Here is a 25830-nt window from a genome sequence, read left to right on the forward strand (position 1 = left end):
TTTTTTGACAATTTTATCTTGATAAAATTTGTCATGTTAAGGTCAGGTTTTAGCGATAAAAATAATCTTAATAGGATACCTTATCTCTAGCCGTTGCGACAAGTTAAAGCAGGGCTATGCGGAAATTTTTTCTAGATAATCCAAGAATATTGCGCATTAACAGCTAAATAGCTGATAAAAGCCACTTTAGTCGTTGTTATATGCTTTAATAAAGTGCTGATGACTGACGTTATCTAAGCAATAAGTAGACTAATAAGTAATTTTTAAATGAGGGCAGCATGATGAAAAAAAAGCAATCTCAAACTCAAGAGCTTTATCAAAAGTTACAAACATGGTTGGAAGACAGCAAGGATAACGAAATTCGCTCGGCTGTTGAATTACTCGAACAAGCGAGAACGATATTGATTGCTGCCGAGCAAATTCCTGAGCAGCAAATTAAACAGTTTATTGCTAATCTTAAGTACGACCTAGGTGATTTTTATCAGCAATATCAAGCGGACATTAAGCATTCAATATATTTAGAGCTACTTAATGAAAACCTTTGGTCAAGCTTGGCACAAATTACCGATAAGTCCCAAGTTGAATGGGCTGAGCTGATGGATGATTTTCAACATCAAGATGGCTACCATGTTGGTGATTATGTTGGTTTTGGTCAGCTAAAATGCAAAGCATGTCAACATTGTGTTACTCATAGCCACCCAAATGTTGTTACTGAGTGTATTGTCTGTGGTAGTAAAGATTTTGAACGTTTGAGTTTAACGCCGTAAAAAATAACTTTTTTTGATAGTTTTTCTTTATATTATTTTGCTGTTCAGTGGCGTGTCGCTGTACACTGTACTTACTATAGCTGTATTTATTTCACCTGATATTAAAATCGCACTCTCGAGAGATCTTCTATGACAAATGTGTCAACAAATACACGTCTTAAACCTTGCCAGTTAACCGCAGACCTAACGGTTAAACAATTTGCTAATGCCACATCGAGCTCAGAAATAGAACAAGTATTTATTGGCCATGAAAGAGCGAAAGAAGCACTAACTTTTGGCTTGTCGATGGATGCACCCGGTTTTAATGTTTACGCCATGGGTGAGCATGGTACTGGGCGTCAAACCCTGATCAAGCAAATGTTAGCCGCGACAGCAAGTCAAGAACCCACACCTGATGAATGGTGTTATATCAATAATTTTGATGACCCAAACTCACCATACAGCCTTTATGTTAGTCCAGGTGACGGTAAGCAATTACTTACTCGCATGAATACCTTTATTGATGAGTTAATGGATTTGTTTCCAGAGATTTTTGATAACCTGGGCTATCAAAGACAGAAAGCAGCCATCGATCGCGACTTTAATAAAAAATATGACCAAGCGATTACCGAGGTTGAAGATGCGGCATTAAAAGATGACGTGGTGTTATTCGAAGAAAATGGTGAAATTGGCTTTTCACCATTAGTTGAAGGTAAGCGACTTAATGATAAAGAGTTTGCGGAATTAAATGAACCAAAACGTGCTGATTTTTATATTCTGTTGGCCAAATTAGAAGATTTACTTTCTGAAAAATTAATTGAATTACCGCAATGGAAACGTATTTCTTCCGACAGATTACGTAAGTTAAAACATGAAACTGCAGCACAAAGTATTCAACCTTTTCTAAAAGAATTAGAGACAGAATTCGCCAGTAATACCGGCGTACAGAAATACTTAGCTAAAGTTAAAGCGCACGTTGTTGATGCTGTTTTAGAGTTACTGGTCGATGAGAGTAACGAGGCGCCTAATGACAAAGATATGCGTAAACTAATGGTGGAACGTTTTTTACCTAACTTACTGGTGACCCGAAAAGCCAATGAAGGTGCGCCGGTTATTTATGAACAGAATCCGACCTTTCAAAACCTGTTTGGCCATGTTGATTTTGGTAGTTTTCAAGGCAGCAGTTACACCAGTTATCGTTTAATAAGACCCGGTGCGCTGCATAAAGCCAATGGCGGTTATATACTACTTGAAGCGGATAAACTCTTGACCCAACCTTTAGTTTGGGCGCGTTTAAAGCTAGCGCTAAAGTCGCAGAAAATTACTATCGAAAATCCGCATTCAGAATATGCACAACCGGGTGCCTTTAGTTTGCAACCAGAAAAAATTCCGTTAAATGTTAAAGTGATTTTACTGGGCGACCCTGAAATTTACTATACCTTACAAGATTATGATCAAGAATTTACTGAGTTATTTCGGGTTTTGGCAGACTTTGATCGTCACTTAGAAAAAAATCAAAGTAACTTAAATGACTATGCCAGTCTGATTCGCCAGCGTGCCTACCGTAACCATTATCCACAAGTGACAGATGAAGCGGTGTTTGAGTTAGTCAAATATGCACTCAGGCGCGCAGAGCACCAGCAAAAAATTTCAGCTAATATAGTAGAGGTTAATGACTTATTAGACGAAGCTTTTTATTTATGGCAGCGATCAGATGGCAAAAATGACCTGTGCGGTAAACATATCACGATGGCATTGGCGGCAAAACAAAGACGTACTGGCCGCATGAGTGAAGCTTGGTTAGAGGAAATTAAAGAGCGTCAGTTACTTATTGATACCGAAGGTGGGCAAGTAGGTAAAATTAATGGTCTAACCGTGTTAGAGATTGGTGATAGTGTTTTTGGTACCCCCGCACGTATAACGGCGACCGTATACGCTGGTAGCCAAGGTGTGACAGATATTGAGCGCGAAGTCGATTTAGGTAAATCTATTCACTCAAAAGGTGTATTGATTTTAACTGGTTATTTAGGCCACAAGTATGGGCAAAAATTTCCAGTGACTATTTCTGCTAATATTGCCATTGAGCAATCTTACGGCCATATTGATGGCGACAGTGCGTCAATGGCCGAACTTTGCGTGTTAATTTCCGCTATCGCTAAATTACCTATAAATCAAGGTATCGCAATAACAGGCTCGATGAATCAACATGGCGAAGTGCAATCTATTGGTGGCGTTAATGAGAAAATTGAAGGTTTTTATCGTCTCTGCAAGGACAAAGGCTTAACGGGCGAACAAGGTGTTATTATACCTAAAACCAATACCATTAATTTGATGTTGGCACCTGAGGTGATACAGGCAGTGGCCGATGAACAGTTTGCCATTTATGCGGTCGACAATATTGATCAGGCGATAGAGATTCTAATGGCGCAACCCGCTGGAGCAATCACTCGTACTGGCCGTTATCCAAAAAAATCAATACATGGTATGGTGCTGGATAAATTGTCAGCGTTTTCAGAGCTAATTAATGGCGCTGAAGAATAAGTGTTAACTATAAGCTTAAAAGATAAGCTGGCTTGAATAATTAAGCAAAAAACCTCCTCTAGCAATAAACACGGCAAACGCCGTGTTTATTGCTTTTTACACCAGTTAAAATGTTTAAATGTTAATATTCGCTTAAAAAACAAGCATTACTTGAATTCTTTTCTATACTGTTATTAGTAACAATACTTTTCATCGTAACATTTTGCCAAGCACACTAGCAGAAGTTGATTATGGAAATATTGTTCATTTACACCTAATTATAGGTGCTATCTCAGTAGGATTTATGAAGCGAGAATGTTAGCGACAGCGGATAACAACAATAAAAAGTAAATGCAGCGAGTTAGCGTTATGAATTAGTAATGGTGAGCTCCCTATAAGATAAGGTCAGGTATTTACCTAGCGAACAGACACTTTTTTCTGTCCCATCTACTTAGTTGTTAATGTGTAATGCACTTTACGTAACACTGAAATCTAATTTAGTTAACTAACATTGACATTTTTTTAATTACTTAATGCGATTACCAAGCTGCTGATGATTATCTTGTTGATGCATTCTAAGTAGGTATCAACAAGTTTGCTGTTTGTCTATTTGTAGTTTAATAAATTGTTTGCCAATGATATTTAGCATTATCACACAGTAGGTTATCAATGGAGGCTTTGTGGAAACATCTAATCAAATGACACAAGTATGGCCAATTGCGGCTTACTTTATTATTTTGGCTGCTATGCTCGTTCTGATGATGCTGCTATCCCATTTTCTCGGTCCTAAAGGTAAACAGAGAGCGAAGAACACCCCTTATGAATCTGGCATTGTTTCTGTCTCTGACAGTAAAACCCGCTTTACCAATCACTTTTTTTTATATGCCATTTTTTTTGTTATTTTTGATTTGGAAACCATTTATCTTTTTGCTTGGGTTATTGCTTTTGATGAGGTGGGTTGGTCTGGTTTTATCGAAGCCAGTATTTTTATTACGGTATTACTGGCGGCATTAATTTATTTAATTCGTATTGGCGCATTAGAGTTAACCCGACGCCATCAACCTTTTAGAACAACACAACTGCAGCGTTTGCAACAAGCTGAAAACCAACCCGTTGAGCAAAGCCTTTTTGATAAAACTATTTTTGATCCAAATAAAGGACAGTAATAATGGAATGGTCACTAACAAAAGCAAAATTAGATGACGCAATGGGTGAGATGAAGGGGGTTTCTGAAGCTGAATTAAAGCGCAGCGTTCTTTTTGCTAGGCTTGATGACATGGTGAATTGGGGGCGTAAAAATTCCATTTGGCCGTTTAATTTTGGTTTAAGTTGTTGTTATGTCGAAATGGCAACGAGCTTTACCTCGCGACATGACATTGCCCGCTTTGGCGCTGAGGTGATTCGTGCAACGCCAAGACAAGCTGATTTAATGGTGATTTCAGGCACTTGCTTTCGAAAAATGGCACCGGTGATCCAACACCTTTATGAACAATTATTAGAACCTCGTTGGATTATCTCCATGGGATCTTGTGCTAACTCTGGTGGTATGTACGACATCTATAGTGTTGTGCAAGGGGTTGATAAGTTTATTCCTGTTGATGTCTATGTGCCGGGATGTCCGCCAAGGCCAGAAGCTTTACTTGAAGCATTATTGCTGTTGCAAACTAAAATTCAACATCAGCCACGACCACTAAGTTGGGCGGTTGGTAAACAGCAAGTCAGTGAAATTGGTAAACCGTCATTACGAGATATTAAACACGAAGAGCGTATTCAAGTGACAAATCTTGATTCCCCCGATCACATTTAAGTGGCCGTTGGTGTTTTATAAAATTAAAGTTTAAAAAGCAAAGTGTTAATAAAGTGGAAGCTCAGTAGAAACAGACTAATAAGAAAAATAACAAGTGCGAAGGGAAGTTGATGGCAACACAAGTGAATATGAAAACGAGTCATGATTGGCAGATGCTACAAGCTGTACCTTTGCTTGATGAAATTATTGCACTTTCGCCTGAGCTAAATTTACAGCCGGTCACTGCTGTCGAAAATATTGTTGACGATATTCCTTCCTATTGGTTAGAAAAAAATCAGTTAATGAAATTGATGCAAGTGTTAAAACAAGAGTTAGCTCAGCCGTTTGATATGTGTTTTGATCTTACCGCCATCGATGAAAGCGAACGCGAGCATCAATCACAGTTATCGCAAGCCTTTACAGTTAGCTATCATTTACGCTCATATCAACGTAATCAAGATATTCGCATTAAAGTTGCGCTGAGTAGGACAGATAAAAGCTTAGAGAGCGTTTGCAGTTTATGGCCTAATGCTAATTGGTACGAACGAGAAGTGTGGGATATGTTTGGTATCGTTTTTGAAAACCATCCGCATTTAAGCCGAATTTTAATGCCAGATACCTGGCAAGGACACCCCTTACTGAAAACCCATCCCGCGCGTGCAACTGAAATGGACCCGTTCACTTTACCACCATACCAACAAGATAAAGAACAAGCGGCGTTGCAATTTAATCCTGAAGCTTGGGGCATGAAGCGACAAAGCAAAGATAGTGACTTTATGTTTTTAAACCTTGGACCAAATCATCCGAGTGTTCATGGCGCGTTTCGTATTGTATTACAAATGGAAGGCGAAGAAATAGTTGATTGTGTACCCGATATTGGTTATCACCATCGCGGTGCTGAAAAAATGGGTGAGCGACAATCTTGGCATAGTTATATTCCTTATACCGACCGCATTGATTATCTTGGCGGCGTAATGAATAACTTCCCCTATGTAATGGCGGTTGAAAAAATGGCGGGCATTACCGTGCCAGATCGCGCGAAAGTTATTCGTATTATGACCGCAGAAATGTTTCGTATTCTTAGTCATTTACTATTTTATGGCACTTTTGCGCAAGATCTTGGCGCACTTTCACCTATATTCTATATGTTTATCGACCGTGAAAAGCTCTTTGGTATTATTGAAGCCTTTACCGGCGCCCGCATGCATCCGAGTTGGTTCCGCATTGGTGGTGTTGCACAAGACTTGCCAATAGGCTGGGAGGGGTTAGTGCGTGATTATGTTAACTACTTACCTAAGCGGCTTGATGAATATGAAAAAATGGTCATGCAAAATTCAATTTTAAAGCAACGTACTGTCGGTATTGGTGCTTATTCTACACAAGAAGCAATCGACTGGGGCGTAACGGGTCCAGGATTAAGGGCAACTGGTTTTTCATGGGATCTACGCAAGCAACGGCCGTATGGTGGTTATGATCAATTTGATTTTGAAGTACCGCTGGGCCACAAGGGTGATTGCTATGATCGTTGTCGGGTGCGTATAGAGGAAATGCGCCAGAGTATTCGCATTATTAAACAGTGCCTTAACAATATGCCTGAAGGGCCGTACAAAGCTGATCATCCGCAAACTACGCCGCCATTAAAAGATCGCACCATGCGTGATATTGACACCTTAATACCACATTTTCTTAATGTTTCATGGGGGCCTGTGATCCCTGTAGGAGAAGTGTCTATCAGCGTTGAAGCAACGAAAGGTATTATGGCCTATCACCTCATTAGCGATGGTAGCACTATGAGTTATCGCACCCGTATTCGCACGCCTAGCTTCCCCCACCTACAAATGTTGCCATTAATTAGCAAGGGACAAATGGTAGCTGATCTTATTGCGACACTGGGTAGTGTTGATTATGTGATGGCAGATGTTGACCGATAAATTTTTAAGGTTTTTTAATAGCAGTAAGGTCAATATTGAAAAATATAGTTAAGTGAGTAATACCAAGATTTTCAGATTTTTTTGACAACAAATACTTGTTAATAAAGAGATAGTGATGGAAAAAATCAACACCACAGTAATTGATTATCAGCATTATTTAACGGCACCTGAAATTGCTGCTATTGAGCATGAGGCCAGTATTATGGAAACGCGTGAAGCTGCTGGTATTGAAGCACTTAAAGTGGTGCAAGCACATCGTGGTTGGATCAGTGATGAAAGCCTTTTTGCGATCAGTGACTTGTTATCGGTTCCCATTGCGCAACTTGAAGGGGTAGCTACCTTCTATAATTTAATTTACCGACAACCTGTTGGTCAATACGTTATCCACTTGTGTGACAGCATCGCTTGTCATTTAACTGGCGCAGACTCAGTGTTTGTCGCGATTAAACAGTACTTAAACATCGACTATGGCCAAACAACAACCGATGGAAAATTCACGCTACTTTCGAATGCTTGTTTAGGTGGCTGTGATAAAGCGCCCGTGATGATGATTGGCATCGAGCATTATCAGCACTTAAGCCCAGAAAGCGCTGTTGATATTTTACAACAGCTTGCGGCTAAGGGAGAAGTTAATGGCTGAACATAGCTCAAATCATCCCTTGAAGCCGTTAACCCAATGGGTGAATTTGCAACAGCCGTTGTCATTTGACGATTATTGCCAAGCTGGCGGTTATCAAGGATCAAAAGTTGCGCTGCAATATTCGCCAAATGAAGTCCTTGAAATTGTTAAAAATTCAGGCCTAAAAGGGCGGGGTGGTGCAGGTTTTCCAACTGGTATGAAATGGAGTTTTGTGCCTATGTTTACTGATGGTGATGAAGAGGTGTTGGATAATAAATATTTAGTCGCCAATGCCGATGAAATGGAGCCCGGGACATTTAAAGATAGGTTTTTACTTGAAGGTGTGCCGCATCAGTTGGTTGAAGCTATAATTATCGCGGCTTACACCATTGGCGCGAACAAAGCTTATATTTTTCTGCGTGGTGAATATTATTTAGCGGCAAAGCGCTTACAAGATGCGATTGACCAAGCGTACCAAAATAATTGGCTTGGTGAAAAAATTCAAGGCAGTTCATATTCAATGGATTTATACATCCATTGTAGTGCCGGTCGATATATTTGTGGCGAAGAAACCGCCTTGATAAATGCGCTGGAAGGTAAGCGAGCCATCCCCAGAGCCAAGCCACCATTTCCGCAAGTCAGTGGTTTATTTGGCAAACCTACCATAGTGAACAATGTTGAGACCTTATGTAATTTACCGCACATTTTAAAAAATGGTATCGCATGGTTTCAGGCTATTTCTCCTAACAGTGATGCTGGTAGTAAAATTTACAGTGCTTGTGGGCGGGTGAAAAATCCAGGCTTGTGGGAGCTTCCTATGGGGCCAACCTTGGGGGAGGTGTTATATGACTATGCAGGTGGTATGCAAGATGGCTTGAAATTTAGAGGTTTACTACCGGGTGGTGCATCGACTGACTTTCTAGTGGCAGAGCATTTAGATACGAAAATGGATTTTGACTCTATCGCTAAAGTGGGTAGTCGTTTAGGCACTGGAGGCTTGATTGTTTTAGATGATAAAAATTGTCCTGTGGCTATGGTATTAAATTTGATGCGCTTTTTTGCCCAAGAGTCTTGTGGTTGGTGCACGCCTTGTCGAGATGGCACGCCTTGGGCTGTTGAAGTACTAACGCGTATTGAGCATGGCCAAGGAAAAATAAAAGATTTAGAGACCTTAGCTAAACTCTGTGATTTTATGTGGATAGGTAAAACCCATTGCGCATTGGCTCCGGGAGCAGTAGAGCCGTTAAGAAGTGCTTTAAAATATTTTCATGATGATTTTTTGCAACATATTGAGCATGGATGTTGTCATTATAATCCGTCAATGACAGCTAAACGCACTAAAGTATCGCAAGCTCAATTAACACAAAGTGAAGCCGAGCAAGTTATATCCGCTAATTCGACTCAAGCAAGCTATTCACCTCAATCACCAAAGGCAGGGCAATAATATGAATGAAAATAAAGTAACTATTTTCATTGATGACGTGCCTTATCGCCTCAGCAAAGAAGATAATTTGCTGGCTGGGGTGTTATCACAAAAATTAAACTTGCCCTATTTCTGCTGGCATCCTGCTATGGGATCGGTTGGTGCTTGTCGTCAGTGCGCTGTTACGCAGTTCCAAGATAAACAAGATCAACGTGGCCGCATTATTATGGCTTGTATTACCCCAGTTACTGACGGTATGCGCATTAGTATTAAAAATAAAGCGGCTAGTGAGTTTCGCGAACAAGTGATCGCCGCAATGATGACTAATCATCCCCACGATTGCCCAGTTTGTGCTGAGGGGGGCGAATGCCATTTACAAGATATGACGGTAATGACCGGCCACAGCGTACGGGAATATCAAGGCACAAAACGCACCTTCACTAATCAATATTTAGGTGAATTGGTTGGCCACGAAATGAACCGTTGTATTACCTGTTATCGCTGTACGCGTTTTTATAATGACTATGCTGGCGGCAAGGACTTTGGTGTTTATGGTTCAAAAAACCAAGTGTACTTTGGTCGCCAGTCTGATGGTGCTTTGGAAAGTGAATTTAGCGGTAACTTAGTGGAAGTTTGCCCAACTGGCGTGTTCACCAATAAAGTTTTCTCATCGCACTATACCCGCAAATGGGATCTACAATCTGCACCGTCGATTTGTAGCCATTGCTCTGTGGGTTGCAACCTGAGTATTGGTGAACGCTATGGTTCGGTGCGTCGGGTGATGAATCGCTACAATGCTGATATTAATGGCTATTTTATCTGTGATCGTGGTCGTTATGGTATTGGCTTTGTTAATGGCGAGCAGCGTATTAGGCAAACTAAAGGTATTTCGCAACAGTCACCTGTAGCCTTAACTACATTAGATGTTGCAAAAGCCTTGTCGCATTTTAGAAAAAAACAATTTATTGGTATTGGCTCTGCTCGTGCTTCATTAGAAGCTAATTTCTATTTAAAAAATATTGTTGGCGCTGAGCATTTTAGCCCGGGATATAACGATGCAGAGATGAAAGTGGTGGCGCAACATGGACAATTACTGGCTTCAAACAAAGCACCCAGCCTTGCTGATATTGAACGCAGTGACTTTATTTTTGTTATTGCTGAAGATATTAGCCAAACCGCGCCGAGAATGGCTTTGTCGGTGCGCCAAGCATTGCACAATGCCGCTAAAGCTAAAGCTGAAAAAATAGGCATTGCGTCATGGCAAGACAGCGCGGTGCGAACCATTGGTGGTAGATTACTGTCACCGTTATTTTCCCTGCAAAGTACCAGTACTAGACTCGATGATGTTTGTGAGCAAGCGTTACTTTTACCTGTAAAGCAAATATCAAAATGTTTAGCGATACTGGAAAAGCTTTTAGAACTTGCCAATGTTCAAACTATTAATAATGACCAAACCCTAGCACAAACCGTTAAGCACTTAGCTGAGCAAGATCAGTTGAGCGCGACTGAACAAGGCTTTATTGTCTCTATTTATAAAGCCTTACGTAAAGCCAATAAGCCGTTATTTATTTCAGGTACTAGTGGTGTTTGTGCCAAAGTACTGAGTAATATTGCCAACTTAATGTCGGTGTTTAAAGCGCAAAATAACCTAAGGGTACCAGCGTTAATTATTGTACCTCCGTGCAGTAACAGTGTTGGGTTATTATCGATTTTAGATGAAAAATCGTTATCTATTGAGCAAGTCTTAGCAGAGCTTAATAACCCAGATAAAAGCTATCAAGGACTGATCTTACTCGAGCAAGAACTGGCAAATCTCTCGGCGGTTCAAATCACGCAGCTACGAAAATCAGCGCAAACCTTGATTGTGTTAGATCACTCAGCGCACCGACTTTCAAATCTTGCCGATATTGTTCTACCGGTTGCGGCGGTTAGCGAAGGAGATGGTCATTATGTAAATTACCAAGGCCGAGCACAACAGTTTTTTCAAGTGCATCCTCCTGTTTTGCCCATACAAGAAAGCTGGCGTTGGTTAGATAATATTGCCGATATTATTGGTATAAAAGTAATCAGTAAAGCCTCAGAGGCAAGTGAACTTGAGCCAAATTACTACACTCAAGTCGTCACTAAAAAAACTTCATATAAATCACTGACTCAGTTACATCAATTTTTTATCGACACTTATGCTCAATGGGTAAAGTTAATAACAAAAGAGGAAGACGAAACAAAGCGTGATATGACCCAGCAAAAAGCTATTGCGAGAATGAGTCACCGAGCCAGTGGCCGTACAGCTCAAATGGCTAATATTACGGTACATGAAGCAAAAACTACCAAAAAAAATGATGATAATTTTACTTTTTCAATGGAAGGACGAACTGTTGGGCAAAGTAGCGATATGCCTTTTACTTGGTCACCAGGGTGGAATTCAAATCAAGCGATTGGCCAATTTCAAACAGAAATTAATGGTCAATTATTGAAGGCAAGAGCCGCAGCATTTATCCCATTATCAAGCGCATTATTCAATAACCCTTGCTGGCGATTAACTAAGAGTATTAAAAAGAGTACTTTTGAAAGTGAGTCTGCTGACAATACTCTAGCTAAAAAAAATACGGCGAATCACTTAACTTATGTTCAACAAAAAAATATTTATTTCAGTGAGTGGCAAGCATCGCTCACTGCTGAATTTCAAATGCTGCGACAAAGTAATCGAATCTATATTAATGCTAAGACAGCTCAGCAAGCTGAGGTTACAAAAGGCCAGTGGGGTAAAATTATTTTTTCAGCTACAAACGAAAAAATGCTATTGGTTAGTCAAACTGTCATCAGTCAAATCTTTATTGTTAATGATTTGCCTGACACTTTAGTGTTTGGCAATTTCGCCCTCTGTCAGTCGCTGCACCATCAACTAGAAATGACAATATCCTTAGCGTGTGAGCAAGAAATTGCTGATTATCTTGCTCAATTTAATGATGGGTTGATAGCGGCGAAAAAAAGTAAAGAAAATATACTTGAGAGCTTGAAGATAAAGGATCAAACCATTCCTATTCGACTGTTTTCAGGAGGGTTGAATGATGGCTGACACGCTTTGGAAACTATTTGAAATAACCACTATTATCGCTTTGCTTATCCCTATAGCCGCGATGTTGGTATGGGTTGAGCGTCGAATGATAGGTATATGGCAAGACCGTTGTGGTCCAAATCGCGTTGGGCCATTTGGTGTTTTACAATCATTGGCAGATTTATTGAAAATTCTTGGTAAAGAAGATTGGATCCCACCTTTTAGTGATTGTTTAGTGTTTGTGCTAGCACCAGTTATTGGTGCGATGTGCGTCTTAATGAGTTTTGCAGTAGTCCCGTTTTCTCCAAGTATTGGCGTTTCAGACTTAAATATTGGTTTATTGTTTTTTCTCGCTATGGCCTCGCTCGCTGTTTATAGCGTGGTGTTAGCAGGTTGGGCGTCAAACTCTAAGTATGCGCTGTTAGGGGGCATGAGAGCAGCGGCTCAAACTGTTAGTTATGAAGTATTTATGGGCTTGTCTGTGATGGGGGTGGTGTTACTCACTGGTAGCTTTAACTTACGTGAAATTGTCTTAGCGCAGACTGATGGCTGGCTTATTCAATCGCAATTTGTTGGTTTTTTTATTTTTTTAGTCGCTGGTATTGCTGAAAGCCACCGACTGCCTTTTGATTTGCCGGAAGCTGAAACTGAACTCACGGCGGGTTTTCATACCGAATATTCTGGGCTGAAATTTGCCTTATTTTTTCTCGGTGAGTATTTAAGCGTCACCTTAATATCAGCCATGTCAGTGGTACTTTTTTTTGGCGGTTGGTTAATGCCAGAGCCGCTTGCTTCATTGTTGCCTCCACTGCTGTGGTTTATTATTAAAGTCATGTTTTTTGTAATGTTTTTTATTCTTTTGAGAACATCATTACCACGGCCACGTTTTGATCAACTACTTAAGTTTGGCTGGGTAGTGATGTTACCTTTAGCGTTATTAAACCTTTTAGTCACTGCAGTATTGCGCTTAACAGGAGTGATATAACTATGATTAATTATAGGCAAACTTATGTGGTTACTTTTAAGGTAAATGGGGGTAGTAATGTTTAGTCAACTTCGAACCCTGTGGTTAGTGCTCAAACACACGTTTACCAAAGCTGATACGGTACAGTATCCAGAAGAAAAACCTTATTTATCGCCAAGGTACCGAGGTCGCATTGTGTTGACACGAGACCCTGATGGCGAAGAGCGCTGTGTCGCTTGTAATCTTTGCGCGGTTGCTTGTCCGGTTGACTGTATTGCCTTGCAACAAGTAGTTGATGACGATGGCCGTAAACGTGCTGATTTTTTTCGTATTAACTTTTCACGTTGTATTTTATGTGGATTTTGTGAAGAAGCTTGTCCTACCTATGCCATTCAGTTAACCCCGGATGTGGAATTGGCAGAATACGATAGGCAAAACTTAGTTTATGAAAAACAGCACCTACTCATTAATGGCCCAGGTAAATATCCAGATTATAGCTTTTATCAACAGTCAGGCATTGCGATTTTGGGTAAAGGTAAGGGACAAGCGGAGCAGGAAAGACCACCCATTGATATTAAAGGATTAATGCCATGAATCGCGAATTATTTATGTTATATAAAGCTAAAAACAGTAGCAAGGAGAGAGAAAATGTTAGTTAATTTAACCTCAATTGAAAGCTTATTTTATCTTGCTGGTTTGGTTGCGTTCATTGCTAGTTTAAAGGTGGTTACTGGCCATAATACCGTACACGCTTTGTTGTATTTAGTGGTGTCGTTATTAGCTGTTGCGGTTTGCTTTTATTTAATGGGAGCACCCTTTGCTGCTGGGTTAGAAGTGATTGTTTATGCAGGTGCAATTTTAGTGTTGTTTGTTTTTGCTGTACTGATGTTTGGCTTAGGTAAAGATGAAACAACAAACGCACCTAAGCATACAGGTTTAGCTAATATGCTGGGAGCGATGTTGTTGGCATTTGCGCTGCTAGTGGAAATTGTTGTGATTATTAATAATGCTGATATGCAACAAAAATTACAAGCGAGCGTTATTAGCCCAAAAGACGTGGGTATTATGCTGTATGGCCCCTATTTGCTTGCCGTTGAAATTGCTTCCTTCCTGCTTTTATCAGGTTTACTCGCCGGTTATCACTATGCAAAACCCGATGTTACTGGGAGGCCACTATGACCACTATTCCCTTGTTTCATGTGCTTATTTTATCAAGTCTATTATTTGTCATTGGCTTTTTTGGTGTGGTGGCAAGGAAAAACACGTTATTTATGTTGATGAGTTTAGAAATTATGCTAAATGCTGTTGGCGTTGCTTTTATCGGTGCAGGCAGTGTTTGGCAACAAGCGGATGGGCAGGTGATGTTTATTTTAATTTTAACACTTGCCGCTGCCGAAGTCGCCGTAGGGTTAGCGTTACTAATCCGTATGCAAAAAAAACATCACTCTTTAGATATTGATTTGTTAAATCAGATGAAGGGGTAATGATAGTGCTATTAGCGAGTTTACCTTTTTATCCCTTAGTGAGCTTCTTAGTGTTAATTGCCTTTGGCAAAAGACTGTCATGGCGGCTTGCGGCTATCATTAGTGTCAGTAGCATGGCACTAACGGTATTAGTTAGCGCGATATTATTGTTTGAGTTGTCAACTAGCCAGAACCAAGTGCTAAGCGTCAATCTCTGGCATTGGTTTGATTTATCTAATCAAATGGGGACGGGTGTAGTAAATGTGCGTTTTTACCTTGATGGCTTATCTGCTGTTATGATTAGTGTTGTTAGCGGCGTTGGTTTTCTTATTCATTTATTTGCCGCGATTTACATGAAAGCTGATACGAATTTCTCGCGTTTTATGGCGTATATGAACCTATTTATTGTCGCTATGTTGATATTGGTCTTAGCAGATAATTTAGTGCTGCTTTATTTAGGCTGGGAAGGTGTGGGTTTATGTAGCTTTTTATTGATTGGCTTTTGGTACCAAGAAAAGAGCAATGTTTTAGCTGCGCGTAAAGCTTTTATTGTTACCCGTATCGGTGATACATCGATGGCGATAGGCTTGCTGTTAATGTTTAATACCTTTGGTGAATTAAATATAGCCGCGGTAACAACACTTGCCCAACAAGCCAATATTGCTGCTGGTCCCAGCTCTTTTTCTAGTTCAGAACAAGCCAACAACATTTATTGGATTGCCTTATTATTGCTTGGTGGCGCTGTGGGTAAATCAGCGCAATTGCCACTGCAAACTTGGTTACCTGATGCCATGGCAGGGCCGACCCCGGTGAGTGCTCTGATACATGCCGCGACTATGGTCACGGCAGGGGTGTATTTAATTGCCCGTATGCATGGCATTTTTTTATTAGCACCTGAAGTAATGAATTATGTCGCTTGGTTGGGTGCACTGACCTTATTACTCGCCAGTGTTGCTGCACTAGCGCAGACTGATATTAAACGAGTTTTGGCCTATTCAACTATGAGCCAAATTGGTTACATGATGCTAGCGCTTGGAGCGGGTGCGTGGTCTGCTGGCGTTTTTCATTTGATGACCCATGCTTTTTTTAAAGCGCTGTTGTTCTTAACGGCAGGTGCGGTGATTTATGCGCTACATCATCAACAAAATCTTTTCAAAATGGGTGGTTTATTGAAGAAGCTCCCCTTTGAAACGAGTTTATTTTTGGTAGGTTTAATTTGTCTGATGGCGCTACCTGGTACTTCTGGTTTTTTCTCTAAAGAAGCGATTATTGCCCAGCTTTGGTCGTCCAATACGGCTGGGCCGATGTTATGGTGGTGCGCTATTCTAGGGGCATTATTAACCAGTATTTATAGTTGTCGGTTATTTTTTCTCGCCTTTCTTGGTACGGCACGCTGCACTGAAAACCCCCAGGCTGAAAAGAGTCTATTGTTGCGCAGTGCATTGATTATTTTGGCCTTGTTATCTTTATTTGGTGGACTTATTCCGCTTGATCTTACATTGGTTTTTTCAGCAGCTATTCAAACACCTTTAGTGCAGCTGATTGAGCCTACTTGGTTACATAGCGTTGCCATAATAACGCCATTTATCGGTATGCTGTTTTCTTGGTTTTATTTCCAAAATTATCGTCTTTCGCCGCTTAAAGGTACTAAGTATAATATTGAGGCGAGTGAAGGTAAAATTGTGCTGTTCTGCCGTCAAGGATTAGGTTTTGATGTGTTCTATAATGCACTGCTAGTTAAGCCTTATCAGTGGCTTGCCCAAGTAAATAAACGCGATATCTTTGACCAAATCATTATGCTCAATGCTTGGTATGTTGGGTTATGGCACGATAGCTTGATTTTGGTGCAAAATGGTAGTTTACGCTGGTATTTAGCTGCTTTTGGACTAGCGATAATCTTGCTGTTAGGAGTGAGCTTTTTATGACAGTAACTTTAATTATGCTGGCATTAGTTATTGCGGGTGCACTGGCTTGGCGAGCTGAAACATACTGGCAAGGTAGTGCTAAATGGCTAGCGTTAATTAGCTTAGCGTTATTAGCAACAGTTTTTGCGGTTTTTGTTATCGACTACGCTATTAACCACAATAATGACTTTGCGCAGTTACAGGTATTGAGCCGAGTAAATTGGATTAAAACTTTTAATATTCAATATAGTATAGCGCTTGATCAGTTGAGTATTGTATTAATAGCCTTGACCTGGCTGTTAGCCATTATTTGTGCGTTAGTTTCTTGGCATGAAATTAAGCGCCATGTTGGTTTTTACTATTTTAATTTATTGTTAACTATTGCTGGCATTATTGGGGTTTTTGTGGCCGTTGATATGTTTCTTTTCTTCTTCTTTTGGGAAGTCATGTTATTGCCGATGACCGCTATTATTGCTATTTGGGGCCATGAAAAAAAACACTTTGCTGCGTTAAAATTTTTCATTTTCACCCAAGTAAGTAGTTTACTGATGCTAGTGGCTATTATTGCCACAGGCTATTTTCATTTATTACAAACTGGGCAGTTAAGTTTTTATTACCTAGACTGGTTGATGTTGGATATACCGCTGTCAATGAGTCAATATTTAATGTTGGGTTTTTTTATTGCTTTTGCGGTTAAGTTACCTTCTGTGCCGTTGCACAGTTGGCTACCTGACGCGCATACCCAGGCGCCAACAGCGGGTAGTGTATTACTTGCCGGGGTATTATTGAAAACTGGCGCCTATGGTTTAATTCGTTTTGTTATTTTTTTGTTCCCACAGGCCAGTACGCAATTCGCACCTATTGCGGCAACATTGGCAGTGGTAAGTATTATTTATGGTGCGAAAATGGCCTTTGCCCAGCAAGATTTTAAACGTTTAGTAGCTTATAGCAGCATTAGCCATATGGGCTTTGTCATGTTGGCACTTTTTGCTTTTAATAGTATGGCTTATCAAGGGGCTATTGTGACTATGGTGGCACATGGTCTTAGTAGCGCTGCTTTATTCTCGCTCGCAGGCATGATTTATCAACGTATTCATAGTAGAAATTTGGCCGATATGGGTGGATTTTGGCAAAGTGCACCCCGTATGGGGGGATTTGCTTTGGCCTTTGCTGGTGCTGCGTTTGGTTTACCGGGTTTAGCTAATTTTATCGGTGAATTTTTGAGTCTAGTAGGTGTTTTTCAAGTGTTGCCTGAATTTGCCGTTATTGCTGCCCTAGGGCTTATTGGATCAGCTATTTATGGCATGGTGCTGTTTCAATCAAGTTTTCAAGGTACGCCAACACAAGACATTATTGATCTACAGCCTAGGGAGCTGATTATTTGTGGCTCATTATTATTGATGCTATTAGCCATTGGTTTATATCCAATGCTATTGCTTAAATTCTCATTTGGAGCCTAAGTGATGATGTCTATAACGAGTAACTCAGCACCTTTACTTACCATGACAATAGCCAGCGCAATTTTGCCACAACTCATTATCGCTTTTGGTATAACCTTAGCGTTGTTGCTGGTGGCTTGGAAAAGATCACAACGCACCATCGCCGTATTCTCCTCTTTGATACTTTTTACCGCCTTGTTAGCCAATGTTAGCTTACTAGCCATGCCAACAACCCAAGTGACGCAGTTGTTAAAAGTTGATGGTTACAGCCGTTTTGCTTTTAGTTTGATACTAATTTCAGCCTTGGTGGCTTTACGTATGAGCCATAGTTTTCTTAAAGCGCATATAGAAGTGCATGATGAGTATTATTTATTGTTATTGCTACTAGTACTTGGGGCGGGTGTTTTGGTTACTAGCGACCATTTTGCCAGTTTATTTTTAGGCTTTGAGCTGCTAAGCCTAAGTTTGGTAGGGCTAGTGGGTTATCATCGAGAGAGTAATTACAGTGTTGAAAGTGCTTTTAAATATTTGGTATTAAGCGCCACTGCATCGAGTTTTATGCTCTTGGGTATTGCCTTTATTTATAGCGTTACCGGTGATATGAGCTTTAACGCCACGACAGTTTCTGCGATACACCATCAGCAAGGTTTAGCGCTGTTTTATCAGCTAGGACTGTTGTTATTCGTTTCTGGCATCGCCTTTAAATTATCAATTGCGCCGTTTCATTTCTGGACACCGGATGTTTATCAAGGAGCACCAACACCAGTAACTATGTTGATGGCCACGATATCAAAAGTTGCTATGTTCGTTGTTTTGCTTAAGTGCATTATCGCTCAGCGCTATTGGTTACACGACAATTTTCAATTGTTTTTGATGTCATTTGCGGTGATTTCTATGTTGTTGGGTAATGTGATGGCACTTAAACAGCAACATTTAAAACGCTTATTGGCTTATTCATCGATTGCCCATATGGGCTACTTACTCATTGTGATCATTGTTACTTCAGCGCAAAGTTTGGCGTTTACTTGGCAAAGTGCGTTATTTTATTTAGCAGCCTATACCCTTGCTAACCTATCAATTTTTATCGTTATTGCGTTAATTCAGCAGCAAAATTCCCGCGTAGTTTTTCAAGAAGATATTTTATTAGCAGACTTACAAGGTTTATTTTGGCGCGTACCGAGTTATGGTTTGTTGATGTTACTTGGTTTGCTGAGTTTAGCGGGCATTCCTTTAACCATGGGTTTTATTGGTAAATTCTATATCTTAAGTCAGGCAACTATTGCTCATGCTTGGTGGTTAATTGCCACGCTTATTATCGCTAGTGGTATCAGTTTAGCTTATTATTTACCGATGATATTTAAAATTTTTGCTGATGCGCCATCTGATAGGCTATTCGATACGCAAAAAATGAACGGCAAAGTCAAAGCGCTTGAAGGACATATTATTGAGCAAGTATTAGTGTATAGTTTTATTGTATTTGGCTTGGTCTTTGGTATTTTACCGGAAGTAATTAATCAACTTATCGCTTCCGTTAGCAAACTCGCTAATTAATTGTTACTTTCAGAAAAAATATTAAATCTGTATATCTATTATTAATGGCTCACAAGAAATAGAGATTAATGACCTTGATGGAAATCTTGATATTGACGATAGTTCAGGCGACATTTCTGTAATAGGTATATCAGACAAGGCATTTTTCAAGATGGTTCAGGTCATTTAACGGTCAAAAAAGTAGACGGCGAGATCACTATTGACGATGGCTCTGGTGATCTCGAAATAAAGATAGAGAAAATTGGCCGGATTAAAAACCCTAGCAAGTTGCTCAGGTGGTTTATGGGTTAAAAAGCTAAAAGCCGGCTATGAAACCGACAGTTAAGTAAAATTCGTTTTAATTATCGTAGAATGCTCAGCATAGCTTAAAGGGCTGTTTTTATGTTTTTATGCTTTTTTTACTGTTTAATAGCGTTTAATACACATTGTAGCTTGTATAAATTAACTGAATCTGTATAATGCGCGCCTCTGTAATCGTCAATAAAAATAGTTTCCAAGTGAAACTTAGCGAATTACAGAAACTTAAAATGAGTGGGGTATATCCGCCCATAGACTTGCCCAGTTAACCTTTCAACGTTAACGTAAGAATGTGCCTTAAGTCTTCCTGGTGGTTTCCTCGTATATGTACGTAGGAATTTTGGCGCATAGCCAGTTTCTACCATGAGAAGACAAAAATTATATGACTGATCTTAACAACGCCTCTGTAGGCTTTGACGCCCTTGGTTTGCCTGAAAACTTAGTATCTGCTGTAAAAGCACTAGGTTTTGAATCATCTACTGCAATTCAAGCGCAAACAATTCCCCCTTTACTTGCTGGTAAAGATGTCCTTGGTGAAGCGCAAACTGGTACCGGTAAAACGGCTGCATTTGGTTTGCCTGCATTAGCAAAAATTGATGTCACTATTCGTAAACCACAATTAATGGTCTTAGCGCCAACGCGTGAGCTAGCCATTCAAGTAGCAGAAGCAATTGAAACCTTTGCACAACACATGAAAGGTTTACGTGTTGCTACTTTATATGGTGGTCAATCGTACCAACCACAATTTCAACAACTCGAACGTGGTGCACAAGTTGTTGTTGGTACTCCTGGTCGTTTGATGGATCATTTACGTCGTAAGAGCCTTAAACTAGATAACCTATCATTTTGTGTGCTTGATGAAGCTGATGAAATGTTAAACATGGGCTTTTTAGAAGACATTGAGTGGATCCTTGAGCACTTACCAAAAGAAACACAAATGGCATTGTTTTCTGCCACTATGCCAGCACAAATTCGCAAAGTAGCGAATCGCTTTTTGAAAGATCCTGAGCACATTAAAATTGCGGCAGTGAAAAAAGAAAAAGCTAATATTACTCAATATGCATGGAAAGTTAGCGGCATTAACAAAATGACAGCTTTAGAGCGTATTGCTGAGACTGTTGACTACGATGCGATGCTAATTTTTGTACGTACTCGTAATGATACCATTGACGTTGCTGAAAAATTAGAACGTGCAGGTTATGCTTCTGTTGCTTTAAACGGTGACATGAACCAAGCACAGCGTGAACGTACTGTTGACCAACTTAAATCAGGTGTGTCATCAATTCTTGTTGCAACCGATGTTGTTGCTCGTGGTCTTGATATTCCGCGTCTTTCATTAGTTATCAACTATGACTTACCAGGTGACAACGAAGCTTATGTTCACCGTATTGGCCGTACCGGCCGTGCAGGACGTAGTGGTACAGCTATTTCATTTGTTCGTCCACGTGAAATGTACTCTTTACGTCATTATGAACGTTTAACGTCTGGTACGATTGCTATGTACGACTTACCTAATATTCAAGAAATAGGTAAAGCACGTATTGAGCGTACTGGTAATGAGTTAGCTAGTATTGTTGCTGATAAAGAGTTAACGGCAATGCGTGAAATTATTGAAACAATGGCCAGTGAGTCAGAACTTTCAATGACAGATTTAGCGGCAGCGTTACTTTATCAAAAACAGTTAAAGCAGCCTCTACAACCGAAAGAAGATCCAAAGCCTCGTCGTGATGCACGTGAAAGAAATGATCGTGACAGCAAAGGTGGTGAAAGTCGTGGTGCTCGTAATGACAGCCGTGGCGGTCGTAATGAAGCCCGTGGCGGTCGCAGTGAAGCTCGTGGTGATAGTCGTAATGAGAACCGTCCAGAGCGCGCTCCTCGTAAAGCGAAAGTTGCACGTTCAGATGTCGATTGGCAGACTTACCGCCTAGAAGTAGGCAAAGAGCATGGTGCACGTCCTGGTGACATCGTTGGCGCTATCGCTAATGAAATTTCATTAGACAGCAGCTACATTGGCGCGATTAACTTACATGACAAACATAGTTTTGTGCAATTACCTAAAGGTATGCCTGACAAGTCATTTACGCAATTAAAGCGTGTTCGTGTTCGTCGTCAAGCATTAGAGATTACGGTTTCTGATACTCAGACACCAGCAGCATCGTCTGAGCGTCCACGTAAAGAGCAACACACTAGCTAATCACTAGTACAAATAGAATACCGAAAACGCTAATTCTTCACTAGAATTGGCGTTTTTTTTCGCCTATAGAATGGAGCTCAAGCACAGGTTTTTTAATACCAGTTTCATTAATTATCGGGTCTACTTTATAGGCAGGTGCAACACCTCAGTACTGCGTTGTTTTAACCAGGTGATATGACCAGAAAATTAGTGAGATTGGAATAATTAGTATCTTAATTTCTTTAAGATTTTTTGACGGTTAACTGAACGAATTGTTGAGCCTTAAACTTACTGTAAATATATGGTTACATCTGTGGGTGTTGCTAGCTATAGCTTAGATCCCCATCATTAACAATTCATCCGCTTTACACGTAAAAATAGATTTACGCCTCAAAAAATGTCAGTTTTTTCATTCACTTCCTCTGCGGTGAATTCACGGTGATAATCGCCTCATTGCTACAATGAGAGAAACAACTATGACAGAATTAACAAAGACAGAATTAACAAACCCACTTAATTTACGTGGTATCGAATTTATTGAATATGCATCGCCTGACTCTGACTTTATGGAAAATGCGTTTTATGGTTTTGGCTTTTCAAAAACAAAAAAATTCACAGGTCGCGATATCGATTATTTTAATCAGAACGATATTCATTTTTTATTAAATCATGAACAAGCGGGTTTTTCTAAAGAGTTTGCTAAAAGCCACGGCCCAGCAATTTGTTCCATGGGTTGGCGAGTAGAAGATGCCGAGTTTGCCTTTGAGCAAGCCGTTGTTCGTGGTGCAAAGTCAGCACAAGAAGTTGATAATAAACTACCTTATCCCGCTATTTTTGGTATTGGTGACAGCTTAATTTACTTCATTGAGAAATTTGGTGCTAAAGGCTCAATATATGAAGATGATTTCGAAGATATTGCTGAACCTGTATTAGTAAAAGATAAAGGCTTTAAAGCCGTTGATCATTTAACTAATAACGTTTACCAAGGCACAATGGAGCATTGGGCTAATTTTTATAAAAATATCTTTGGTTTTACTGATATTCGTTACTTTGATATTAAAGGGGCAAAATCAGCGTTGGTTTCATACGCTTTACAATCGCCTTGTGGTACTTTTTGTATTCCTATTAATGAAGGGAAAGGTACCAGCAATAACCAAATAGACGAATATTTAAATGAGTATAATGGTCCAGGAGTACAACACTTAGCTTTTATTTCAGATGATTTATTGGGCTCTTTAGATCAATTAGATAAAAACATCATTGATACCTTAAATATCGTACCTGAATATTATGATGATGTGTTTGATCGTATTCCTTGGGTAAAAGAAGATCACCAGCGCATTCGTGATCATCAAGTATTAGTCGATAGCCAAAACGAAAATTCATACTTGTTACAGATATTCACTAAGAATATTTTTGGACCTATTTTTATTGAAATGATCCAACGTGTTGATGACCAAGGTTTTGGCGAAGGTAACTTCACTGCTTTATTCAAGTCAATCGAACTTAACCAGATAGAACGTGGCGTGCTTTAAGCTAACTTATAGCGCTATAATTTATCTAAAAAGCCAGCATTTGCTGGCTTTTTTATGTTCTGACATAAGCTAAGTACCAACATCCGTGTTGGCAATATCATAGTTAAATAGCTGTTTTTAGCCATCGATGTCATATGATACTATGTCTCTCGACAATGGCTCCCGCATTATACTAATGAGCTTTATTTGTCTATGGAGGTAGGTGTTGATATGAAGGAGTCATGATTTTCAGGACAGCACAAATGACCTAGCTATGGTGTCGATGTCAGTAAAATCATATAACTGAAATTGTAGAGCTCGATGTATGCATGAGGTAAGTTATATTTTGCAGGTAAAAAAAAAGCGCCAGAAGGCGCTTTTGATCATCATGTCTAATGCAAGTATTTACTTGCTTAGAGCATCACCTAAATGAGGTCGAATATCTTTTAAAATTTCTTTTGCCAAGCGTGGACTACTTGCGACAATATTACCTGAGTTACCGTGATTGTGGCCACCAACAAAGTCAGTTACTAAACCACCTGCTTCAATGACCATTAATTCACCCGCGGCACTATTCCAAGGTTTTAAACCAATTTCAAAGTAACCGTCAACACGACCAGCAGCCACGTAAGCTAAATCTAGAGCGACACAGCCAGCATGACGCATATCAGATGTTTTACCAAAGAGTGTTTTAAACATTTGTAAATAAGCATCTGTGTGTTGCTTATGTTTAAAAGGGAAGCCGGTCGCTAAAATAGAACCATTAAGTTCTTTAGATTGCTTTACGCGGATTCTGAAACCGTTTAATTGTGCACCTTTACCGCGACTTGCGGTAAATAGCTCACCACGGATTGGATCATAGATAACTGATTGATCTAATTTCCCTTTAACTTTTAAAGCAATTGACACAGCAAAGTGTGGAATACCTTTAACAAAGTTTGGGGTGCCATCAAGCGGGTCAATAATCCACTGATAGTCGTTGTCTTTACCTTCAATTAAACCACACTCTTCACCAATAATAGTGTGATTAGGGTAAGATTTTTGAATTGTTTCAACAATAGCTAGTTCAGCACTTATATCAACATTAGTAACGATATCGTTCGTACCCTTAGATTCAATTTCAATCTTATCTACTTGTTCAAAAGCGCGCAAAATTACTTTGCCCGCCGCACGTGCAGAGCGCACGGCAATATTTAGCATCGGATGCATTATCGACTACCCTATTTGTTGTAAAATGTCATAAACAGCTATGTAAAAGAACGAGGTTAATGTTGAAAGCCATACTGTAATAAAGCCCCAAAATTAAGCGCGCGAATTATAGCAAACTAATTGTTGCTTTGCGACACTCTTATTTATCATTAATGAACTGATATTAGTTAGGTTAGATAAAGTTATAACGAATAAGATAAAACTTACCCTAATTTCTTTAACTTATAGACAAAAGAGCTAGGCCATATTGATAAACACTATAAAACTAATATAAAAGCCGTGGTTTTTTCTCAGTACAAGGATAATGTTCTGTGTTAACATTATCGATAATTTTAGCCGTCTAGATAGGTAATGTTGTTAGCTAATTACAGTCATGTTAACTAATTATTACCCTCGAATTAAGTAAGTGTAGATAATGTCAGATTCTTTATTAAGTAAGGTTCGTATCGTTCTTGTTAATACCTCAGATTGTCGTAATATCGGCTCAGCCGCTCGCGCCATGAAAACAATGGGTTTAACTGAGCTCATTTTAGTTGATCCCATTGAAATGCCTAATGGTCAAGCACAAGCTTTAGCTGCTGGCGCAACTGATGTTTTAAAAAATGCCAGAGTAGTGGCAACACTCGAAGAAGCCATTAAAGATTGTGGTTTAGTGGTTGGCACAAGTGCTCGGTCGCGCACGTTACCTTGGCCCATGCTAGAGCCTAGAGGTTGTGGCGAAAAACTGATCACAGAAGCACAAGAATACCCTGTGGCATTAGTATTTGGCCGTGAGAGTAGTGGCTTAACGAATGAAGAGCTCCAGTTATGTAACTTTCATGTGCAAATTCCAGCAAATCCAGAATATAGTTCATTGAATTTGGCTATGGCAGTACAAACCTTAAGTTATGAAGTGCGTACAAGTTTCCTAATCCATCAACAACAAGCCTTCACTATGAGTGAAAATGAAGAATATCCGCTTGCTGAGGAAACAGAACGCTTTTATCAACATTTTGAAAATGTACTAAAAGCAACGGGCTTTATTATGCCAAGTCACCCAGGTTTAGTGATGACTAAGCTGCGCCGTTTGTTTAACCGTGCACGGCCCGATGTAAAAGAATTGAAAATGATGCGTGGTATTTTAGCCTCAGTTGAACGCGCTGCAAAAGCCTCTAATACTGAAAAAAACAAAGATTAATTATAGCGTTAGTTAGTCACTTAACTGAGTGACTAACTCTGATTACAGCATAGAGAATT

Annotated in this window: 19 protein-coding genes; 18 read left to right on the forward strand and 1 reads right to left on the reverse strand. The window is 39.8% G+C overall.

What is annotated here, in order from left to right:
* The first annotated feature begins 278 nt into the window (after positions 1 to 278).
* The 17 genes from H4J46_RS10795 (at position 279) to hppD (ending at position 23406) form a co-directional block, all read left to right on the forward strand.
* The gene (locus tag H4J46_RS10795; protein WP_259365797.1) at positions 279 to 767 is read left to right on the forward strand and encodes a zinc ribbon-containing protein; all 489 of its coding nucleotides are present in this window, start codon (positions 279 to 281) and stop codon (positions 765 to 767) included.
* A 129-nt stretch (positions 768 to 896) separates the two neighbouring features.
* Positions 897 to 3287: an ATP-binding protein gene (locus H4J46_RS10800; protein WP_182233502.1), complete on the forward strand. Its 2391-nt coding sequence runs from the start codon at positions 897 to 899 to the stop codon at positions 3285 to 3287.
* Between the two features lie 659 nt (positions 3288 to 3946).
* On the forward strand, positions 3947 to 4432 hold the full coding sequence (locus tag H4J46_RS10805) for an NADH-quinone oxidoreductase subunit A (RefSeq protein WP_310650233.1): 486 nt from the start codon (positions 3947 to 3949) through the stop codon (positions 4430 to 4432).
* 50 nt (positions 4433 to 4482) lie between these two features.
* On the forward strand, positions 4483 to 5073 hold the full coding sequence (locus H4J46_RS10810; protein ID WP_404851787.1) for a NuoB/complex I 20 kDa subunit family protein: 591 nt from the start codon (positions 4483 to 4485) through the stop codon (positions 5071 to 5073).
* Between the two features lie 110 nt (positions 5074 to 5183).
* Positions 5184 to 6983, forward strand: coding sequence for an NADH-quinone oxidoreductase subunit C/D (nuoC, locus tag H4J46_RS10815; protein WP_220462999.1), 1800 nt, complete (start codon positions 5184 to 5186; stop codon positions 6981 to 6983).
* Between the two features lie 115 nt (positions 6984 to 7098).
* Positions 7099 to 7623: an NADH-quinone oxidoreductase subunit NuoE gene (gene nuoE, locus H4J46_RS10820; RefSeq protein ID WP_182233504.1), complete on the forward strand. Its 525-nt coding sequence runs from the start codon at positions 7099 to 7101 to the stop codon at positions 7621 to 7623.
* On the forward strand, positions 7616 to 9046 hold the full coding sequence (gene nuoF / locus H4J46_RS10825) for an NADH-quinone oxidoreductase subunit NuoF (protein WP_182233505.1): 1431 nt from the start codon (positions 7616 to 7618) through the stop codon (positions 9044 to 9046). The genes nuoE and nuoF overlap by 8 nt, the downstream gene beginning before the upstream one ends.
* A gap of 1 nt (position 9047) precedes the next feature.
* Complete coding sequence (nuoG, locus tag H4J46_RS10830) at positions 9048 to 12101, forward strand: NADH-quinone oxidoreductase subunit NuoG (RefSeq protein ID WP_182233506.1); 3054 nt, start codon at positions 9048 to 9050, stop codon at positions 12099 to 12101.
* Positions 12094 to 13065 carry an NADH-quinone oxidoreductase subunit NuoH gene (nuoH, locus tag H4J46_RS10835; RefSeq protein ID WP_182233705.1) on the forward strand — a complete coding sequence of 324 codons (972 nt, stop codon included), beginning with the start codon at positions 12094 to 12096 and terminating at the stop codon, positions 13063 to 13065. The genes nuoG and nuoH overlap by 8 nt, the downstream gene beginning before the upstream one ends.
* 57 nt (positions 13066 to 13122) lie before the next feature.
* Positions 13123 to 13638 carry an NADH-quinone oxidoreductase subunit NuoI gene (nuoI, locus tag H4J46_RS10840; RefSeq protein WP_182233507.1) on the forward strand — a complete coding sequence of 172 codons (516 nt, stop codon included), beginning with the start codon at positions 13123 to 13125 and terminating at the stop codon, positions 13636 to 13638.
* A 54-nt stretch (positions 13639 to 13692) separates the two neighbouring features.
* Entirely contained in the window at positions 13693 to 14223 is a 531-nt protein-coding gene (nuoJ, locus tag H4J46_RS10845) for an NADH-quinone oxidoreductase subunit J (protein ID WP_220463000.1), read from the forward strand.
* Positions 14220 to 14528, forward strand: coding sequence for an NADH-quinone oxidoreductase subunit NuoK (gene nuoK / locus H4J46_RS10850; protein ID WP_182233508.1), 309 nt, complete (start codon positions 14220 to 14222; stop codon positions 14526 to 14528). The genes nuoJ and nuoK overlap by 4 nt, the downstream gene beginning before the upstream one ends.
* Positions 14528 to 16432, forward strand: a complete 1905-nt coding sequence (gene nuoL / locus H4J46_RS10855; protein WP_182233509.1) for an NADH-quinone oxidoreductase subunit L — start codon at positions 14528 to 14530, stop codon at positions 16430 to 16432. The genes nuoK and nuoL overlap by 1 nt, the downstream gene beginning before the upstream one ends.
* A complete protein-coding gene (locus H4J46_RS10860; protein ID WP_182233510.1) occupies positions 16429 to 17871 on the forward strand; it encodes a NuoM family protein in 1443 nt (480 codons plus the stop codon). Before nuoL ends, H4J46_RS10860 begins: the two co-directional genes overlap by 4 nt.
* 3 nt (positions 17872 to 17874) lie before the next feature.
* The gene (locus H4J46_RS10865) at positions 17875 to 19401 is read left to right on the forward strand and encodes an NADH-quinone oxidoreductase subunit N (RefSeq protein ID WP_182233511.1); all 1527 of its coding nucleotides are present in this window, start codon (positions 17875 to 17877) and stop codon (positions 19399 to 19401) included.
* A 679-nt stretch (positions 19402 to 20080) separates the two neighbouring features.
* Complete coding sequence (locus H4J46_RS10870) at positions 20081 to 21892, forward strand: DEAD/DEAH box helicase (RefSeq protein WP_182233512.1); 1812 nt, start codon at positions 20081 to 20083, stop codon at positions 21890 to 21892.
* Positions 21893 to 22347: 455 nt separating this feature from the next.
* Positions 22348 to 23406, forward strand: coding sequence for a 4-hydroxyphenylpyruvate dioxygenase (gene hppD, locus H4J46_RS10875; RefSeq protein WP_182233513.1), 1059 nt, complete (start codon positions 22348 to 22350; stop codon positions 23404 to 23406).
* A 384-nt stretch (positions 23407 to 23790) separates the two neighbouring features.
* Here the strand turns inward: hppD and suhB are convergent, their stop codons facing one another.
* Positions 23791 to 24594 carry an inositol-1-monophosphatase gene (gene suhB / locus H4J46_RS10880; RefSeq protein ID WP_182233514.1) on the reverse strand — a complete coding sequence of 268 codons (804 nt, stop codon included), beginning with the start codon at positions 24592 to 24594 and terminating at the stop codon, positions 23791 to 23793.
* A 415-nt stretch (positions 24595 to 25009) separates the two neighbouring features.
* Here suhB and trmJ point away from each other — a divergent pair, with 415 nt between their 5' ends.
* A complete protein-coding gene (trmJ, locus tag H4J46_RS10885) occupies positions 25010 to 25771 on the forward strand; it encodes a tRNA (cytosine(32)/uridine(32)-2'-O)-methyltransferase TrmJ (protein ID WP_182233515.1) in 762 nt (253 codons plus the stop codon).
* The last annotated feature ends 59 nt before the right edge of the window (positions 25772 to 25830 follow it).

The organism is Colwellia sp. MB02u-6, from assembly GCF_014077095.1.
In the GTDB taxonomy this organism is placed as follows: Bacteria; Pseudomonadota; Gammaproteobacteria; order Enterobacterales; family Alteromonadaceae; genus Cognaticolwellia.